Source organism: Desulfofustis glycolicus DSM 9705, assembly GCF_900130015.1.
GTDB classification, from domain to species: Bacteria; Desulfobacterota; Desulfobulbia; order Desulfobulbales; family Desulfocapsaceae; genus Desulfofustis; species Desulfofustis glycolicus.
Window position 1 is genome coordinate 22,931 of record NZ_FQXS01000041.1, and the last position, 6,323, is coordinate 29,253.

At 39.4% G+C, this 6,323-nt stretch carries 6 protein-coding genes; 5 read left to right on the forward strand and 1 reads right to left on the reverse strand.

Annotated features, from left to right (window positions below):
• Positions 1-55: 55 nt before the first annotated feature.
• From BUC26_RS20700 to BUC26_RS20720, 5 genes are all read left to right on the forward strand, one after another.
• Positions 56-1,012, forward strand: coding sequence for a glycosyltransferase (locus tag BUC26_RS20700; RefSeq protein ID WP_073379131.1), 957 nt, complete (start codon positions 56-58; stop codon positions 1,010-1,012).
• Positions 1,013-1,037: 25 nt separating this feature from the next.
• Positions 1,038-1,739, forward strand: a complete 702-nt coding sequence (locus BUC26_RS20705; RefSeq protein ID WP_073379132.1) for an acylneuraminate cytidylyltransferase family protein — start codon at positions 1,038-1,040, stop codon at positions 1,737-1,739.
• Positions 1,740-1,741: 2 nt separating this feature from the next.
• Positions 1,742-2,827 carry a hypothetical protein gene (locus BUC26_RS23195; protein WP_161949908.1) on the forward strand — a complete coding sequence of 362 codons (1,086 nt, stop codon included), beginning with the start codon at positions 1,742-1,744 and terminating at the stop codon, positions 2,825-2,827.
• An 84-nt stretch (positions 2,828-2,911) separates the two neighbouring features.
• Positions 2,912-4,261 (forward strand): hypothetical protein, encoded by a 1,350-nt coding sequence (locus tag BUC26_RS23200; RefSeq protein WP_143166109.1) that lies wholly within the window; start codon positions 2,912-2,914, stop codon positions 4,259-4,261.
• Positions 4,262-4,630: 369 nt separating this feature from the next.
• Complete coding sequence (locus tag BUC26_RS20720; protein ID WP_073379136.1) at positions 4,631-5,863, forward strand: glycosyltransferase family protein; 1,233 nt, start codon at positions 4,631-4,633, stop codon at positions 5,861-5,863.
• A gap of 131 nt (positions 5,864-5,994) precedes the next feature.
• Here BUC26_RS20720 and BUC26_RS20725 read toward each other — a convergent pair.
• The coding region (locus BUC26_RS20725; protein WP_143166110.1) for a transposase at positions 5,995-6,323 on the reverse strand (329 nt) is incomplete at its 5' end.

The window sequence follows — 6,323 nt, forward strand, 5'->3', positions numbered from 1 at the left end:
CAAATTTTTAATACTTGAACGTTTCAATAGAAACCCTAAAAGGCATAATTCGTTCATGAATATTGTGATGATAACGAACAATGACCCTGCAGGTATGGGCATCGCTTTTACAAATGCTATAAATCGTTATAGTGAGCATACTTGTCGATTAATTACGACCACTGAGATGTACGGGTTCGAATATGAATCCGATATTCATTTTCCTGACATCAAAGATGATGATTTCGATGAAGTTGAATTTCTGATTAAAAATGCTGACATCATACATTTTCATCTTCTGCGTGACGAAAATTCACATCTTGGACCTCTTCTCATTAGAGACTACATACGAGGGAAAAAAATTATTCATCATCATCATGGACATCCTGATTATATCATCAACATCAATGAGTACAATGAAAAGTACCGAAAGCTTGGGAGGAAAGTTATTGTTAGCACTCCTGACCTATTACAAATTGCTGACAATGCCACTTGGATTCCAAATATCGTTCCTATTAACGATGTTCACTATCTTCCTCGCTACGATCCTACTCTTTTGCAAACATCAATTAGAATCTGCCAAGCACCAACGCGCAAGTATCATAAACATACCGATATATTTACTCAAATTATTCAAGAATTGGCCACCGAACATCTAAATCTCAAGATGGTAATTATTGAACGAATACCACACGTTCAATGTCTAAAGTTGAAGAGAAATTGTCACATTGTCTTCGACCACATGAGGGGTTGGTTCGGTATTTCATCGTTAGAATCCCTAAGTCAAGGAAAGCCGGTGATTGCTGGTCTGGACGATTGGAATATAAGGTGTATCAAGGAATTTACCGGAACTAATGAACTACCCTGGCAAGTGGCACATGACGCGGAAGAGTTACGAAATGTGTTTCGCAAATTGATTAATGACAGTGAGTTGCGTTACTCAATTGGCCGATTCTCCCGTGCTTTTATGGAAAAACACTGGACTGAACGGCACGTTGTACAAATATTGGAAGATTTTTATAGGAATATTTGAGTGGTAAATATCTAGTGAGAGTATCTTGAATACCGAGAAACTGTTATTACAACAAAATGTGAAGAAACCTGAAGTCATTGCGATTATTCCGGCCAGAGGTGGGTCGAGAGGGATACCACGCAAAAATATTGTTGAACTGTCAGGCAAGCCACTGATTGCCTATTCTATTCAGGCCGCACAACATGCGCAGCTCGTTGATAGGGTGGTAGTTTCCACTGAAGATGAGGAGATAGCTGAGATATCTAAAGCCTGGGGGGCTGAGGTTCCATTCTTGCGCCCCAAGGAATATGCGACAGACACAGCCAGTCTTCGTGAAGCATTTGCATACACTATTTCGAAACTTGGCAGAAACGATAGAGTGTTTGTGCACCTTTATCCAACATCTCCTTTTCGAACACCATCTTTTATTGATGAAATGCTTAATATTCTTTTTAAAGGATATTGCAGTGTTTCCACCGTAAAGGAAATCAGATGCGACCCACAATTGCTTTTCGTTTTGGAAAACAATAAATTAAATAATATTTTAGCTACTCCGAACAATATTCCATATTGGAAAAAATACTACCGCCAGTATCCGTTGTTCAAGGCCTATCATAAGGGGAATAATGGAAAGCATTATTTCCATAAGATAACTGATAAATGCATGCTCATTGATATAGATTGTCCTACTGACCTGCTTTGGGCTGAATCGGTCATTAAAGCAGGTCTCTTCGATTTTGGATTTTAACAATGATATTCTCAGTTCTTCCTATTTTTCCAGGAAAAAGCTCCTGGTGGAATTCTTCGAAAGGGTATGACTGCATCCACGACTTCTTAACATCATGCAAAGAAATTTCGGAAGTTGATCACTTTTTGGTATGCTCTTCGGATAATAATATCAAAAACATGGCAAAGGATCTCAGCTTGGATTTTCGGCACCTCATACAACCGGTCGACATCCTTCATTCCTATACCTTGGCAGACACCTGGAAAATAGTCTCTCAGTTTATGGAGTTCTGTGCCAAACCTGGAGATGGACTGCTCATCCTTGATCACCGTAACCTGCTTCTCACTCCGAAACTCATCCGTCATGCCATTAATGTCTTCGAAAGGTCTCCGGAAACCAGCGTGGTCAGTCTAGCACCATGTCTGGATCCACCTTGTCAATATCATGCATTTTCGATTTTTATTGACTGCATGATTATTGACTTTAATAAAATTTCTGAAGGAAACAATAGATTGTGTTTTTCCAGAACGCTGCCAGTGTTGATCCCGAGAAAAAACTACAGACAAATATCTCTTGAAGTCCATGCCTACCACGAAACGGACTCTCTATTAGTCACTCTTAATTTTCTGGAAAGCAAGGGAGATTACATTCTTCAATTTTTGCCATTTTCAGAAGATGGGCTTCTTTTTGAAGAGAGCTTCGACATATTTGCTCATGAACCAATAGAAAAGCAGCTTGTTTCTAGGATAAGCCACTGGTCCGGAATTATTTGCATCATTTCCACGCTTCCAGAATTAGGAGAATATGATTCTGTGGAAGTATTTTCACCACCTAAGGCAACTTGGGAGATCAGGGAATCAGGCTTAGCCCTTTTTAAAAAGCAAGACCACCAGTCTATTAACGGCCGTCAGCAATTTCCAGAAGCATATGCGTACGACGGATCTCTCTGTCTTGCTAGTTATTTTGACTTGTTAAGAGATCCGACCCTAATTACCCCAACCCCTGTGCTCATGACCCATTCCGGAATAGTTACCGATTGGATTGATTATTACTACGCGGCTTCCATCAGGGCCTATCACCCGGAGGTCTTTAAGGTTCACAGTCAATGACTCTGTTTTAGGGCGTCACCAACTGTGAGGAGTAATCCGGAAGACCACGACATAATGTACTAAATTTAATCAAGTATTAAAAAGATGATTTACTTTTCTTCGCCACTCACATCAACTGGCCTCTACAACATTGCAATGCGCCTATCAAAGTCTACACTTCGCCAAAAAGAGGCCTCCATTATCCTATCTCTGCTTCCCCTGCTCGATATGCCTGTTGATGTGTGCCATGCTGCTGAAATTCACCTCAATCAGGGAAATGTGACTTCCGCTCAAGCACTTACGGAGAGTTTTGATTCGGTACATTATCTCCTTTCTGAAAATAGAAGTCATGAACATCTACTTGCACGTCTGCTCCGTGTGCTGACGCTTCTTGACCGTAAAGGAGAAATTGATCGTCTGCTGAAGAGCCTTCCCGCTGGCCGGTATTCGATTCCGGAGATAGCAAATAGTGTAATCAAAGCATCGAATGACCTGCTATTGCAGGGTAGAAAAAAAAAGGCACAATACCTTGTCGGACAGGTCAAATGGCGTGATCTAAATTCCGCAGAGCCGCTCAGCTCATTAGGAATGACGCACAATCGCCTGGGCTCCTTTAGTACCGCCGCCAGAATTTTCGCTTTTGCCGAAGGCAAACGATTAACCTGTCCTAATTTCTATACATACAAGGCGATAACGCATATATGTTTACGTCAGTACGGTAAGGCTGAAAATTGCATAAACCTGGAGAGCAAATGCTATAAACCATCAATTTTAAATAGCTATTGGAAAGTTAAATTATTTAATATGGTTAGGCAACATGATGCCGCCCGAACTCTAGCAAAAAAAATGATTGCGGGTTCATTGGTGTCAGATGATCAGGTTTGCTACCTTTTGACTGAGTACGCGGTAACTCTTCGTTTTTTAAATAGTAATAAGTGTTATGAGGTTTTTAATGATGCAATAGGCATTAGGAATGCTCAATCATTTTTGCTTTGGATAGCACACTTTGAGTTTTCCATGACTCTAGCATTCTCTGGACAAATAAAAAAAGCACTTGATGTTAGTTCAAAAGGTAAAGAAATCAGTTTCCAACAAGCACGAGAATTATATAATCCTTGTGCAATTCTTTGCGATTACCTGCACAATATAATAGATAACAATGTTCAAATAGATACTGAAAAGTATATTGACTATGTCAATCGATGGCCATGGTCATTTTTGCCATACAATATTTGGATATATTTGATAGTATTACAAACTGCCAATTGCTACAAAATAAATGAAAATCAGTACTCAAAATCATACCTATCTATTAAAGACGTCTTACGAAATTCAAAAAAACAAAAATCATTAAATTCAAGACTCACATTAAACAATATATCGTGGTCAATTAATTCTTATCTACAAGGAAGTAGAAATATCTACCAATTTATTGAGAATGGTTTTTCAATATAATGAAAATGCATATCGGAACAAAACAATAATACGCTCCATGTCAAAATGGTGTTATATTATCAGTCGATAACCTAGAAGTAATTTACCATTTGTAAGGATGATCAAGGTGGATGATGGAAGGTTACAATTTGGAAAAATTTCTAAATTACTTTGTCGTTTCGATTAATTTTTAAATCAGGACAGGTCACTTCAAAATCAATTATAATTTACGTCACTCCCTTAATGGATCGAATGTTAGATTCTTAGTCATCTTATGAAAGACAATAGTAAGAAATATTGGTAGGCCACGAAATTAGTCTGAGTAAGACACATTTTTGAAAACAATAAACGTATTTCTAATTATTTTACTTGAGGCATTTAAGCTCATATATGATAGGAAAAGAACTGTTTATTTTTATTGATCCCGGCTATCTCGACGGTATCGGGCATTATGAAAATTACGGCACGCAGTTACGGTTGGAGGCAAACCGTAGAGGGGTCGAATTCTGGCATATGGTTAATCGCTCTGTCCCAAATGATATAGCCTCGATCCATAACTTAACACCCCTCTTTATCCGCCCCGCTTTTTTAGGGGCTGTTCTTCAGCATCCCGACGAGCTTGATTTTGCAATAACCGCATTTGCATCAAAACTCCATCTCGTCTGTAGAAGGATCATCAGTGAGGGGTTGCAGAATCGTCGAATTGTACTGTTCATGTATACAGGACATCCGGCATACCTCCCTTCATTGGTTGAGGTGCTAAATGACCCCCTTTTTCATGATTTAAATATCAGCTGTTACTTCAATTTATTTTATGTTGATAACGGCTTTGCCCGTAAGGTTGACTGTGCTGGATATATAAAGACATTGTCCTTCCTTGGCCTGGAACTCGAGAAACGCGATCTCGGACAAAAAATATTCCTATGTGCCGACTCAGAACGCATCCGTAATATTTATGAACCATATTTCGAAAGGCCTATTTCTCTTATTCCCATTCCTTTAACTCAAGGCAAACCTGTAGAAGTATCTGAAGAAGAGAGAAAGCTAACATCACAGGTAATCATAGGCTTTCTTGGTTACACACATGTTAAGCAAGGATATCCATTCATTTGCCGGCTTTACTATGATCTCCTCTGCTCCACAGATTTGATCAATGTCAAACTATGTGTCCGTCATAACATTTTTAACGCAGATCCGTCAAATGCAGAAAACCTTAGAGATTTGCTCAGCAGGAAAGAGCGCATTGAGAATTTCATCAACTACTTGTCACCATCTGAATACGTTTCACTGTTGGACAAGTGCGATATACTTCTCATTCCACACTCGCAGGAGGAATATCCAGTGCAGACCTCAGGGATGTTCATAGATGCACTCTCACGAGGAAAAATCGTCGTGGTTCCAGAAAACACATGGCTTTCCGACCAGTTATGTGTCTACGGCGCCGGAACTACTTTTGGCGGGACAAGCTATGAAAATTTCTACGAGGCTGTTAAAAGAACAGTACAAAACCTGCCAGAGTTACGACGTGATCGTTTTCGCAATCTAAAAGAATTTTGTAGTTACCATTCTGCGAGATCGCTCTTTGATTCTTTGTTACAAACACCTGATGTCCGAGTAACATAAATTGCCAGACAATTATGACGATGAATACACGGAAGGCATTTAAAGTGAAATAGTTTTGTGATTTATGTCCACTCAAACAATCGTCACATTGTTACGGAAAGTAATAATTTCAAATCACTAGTGTCCGATTGTTAATCGAATAAATTCAGTTGCTTATTGGGGCACCTGGTCTCTTGATTGTAATCTCTTTCAGTAACTAATTGATAAAACGGTACTTTCTCGAAAACGTTGACGCTCAAAATCTGTAAAATTGTGTAGAGACTTTCTTGCAAGTCGAACTGCTTTTTCATGATAGCGACCAGCACGTATACTGAGACCGCAATCCAGATTTGTGATTTTACTGCGTTCTCCGATGTACCGAAAAAGCTCTTTATTCTGAGGTGTTGCTTGATCCATTTGAAAAACAGTTCGATTTGCCAGCGACTGCGATAGAGCTGCGCTATCGTCAACGCCGGTAAAG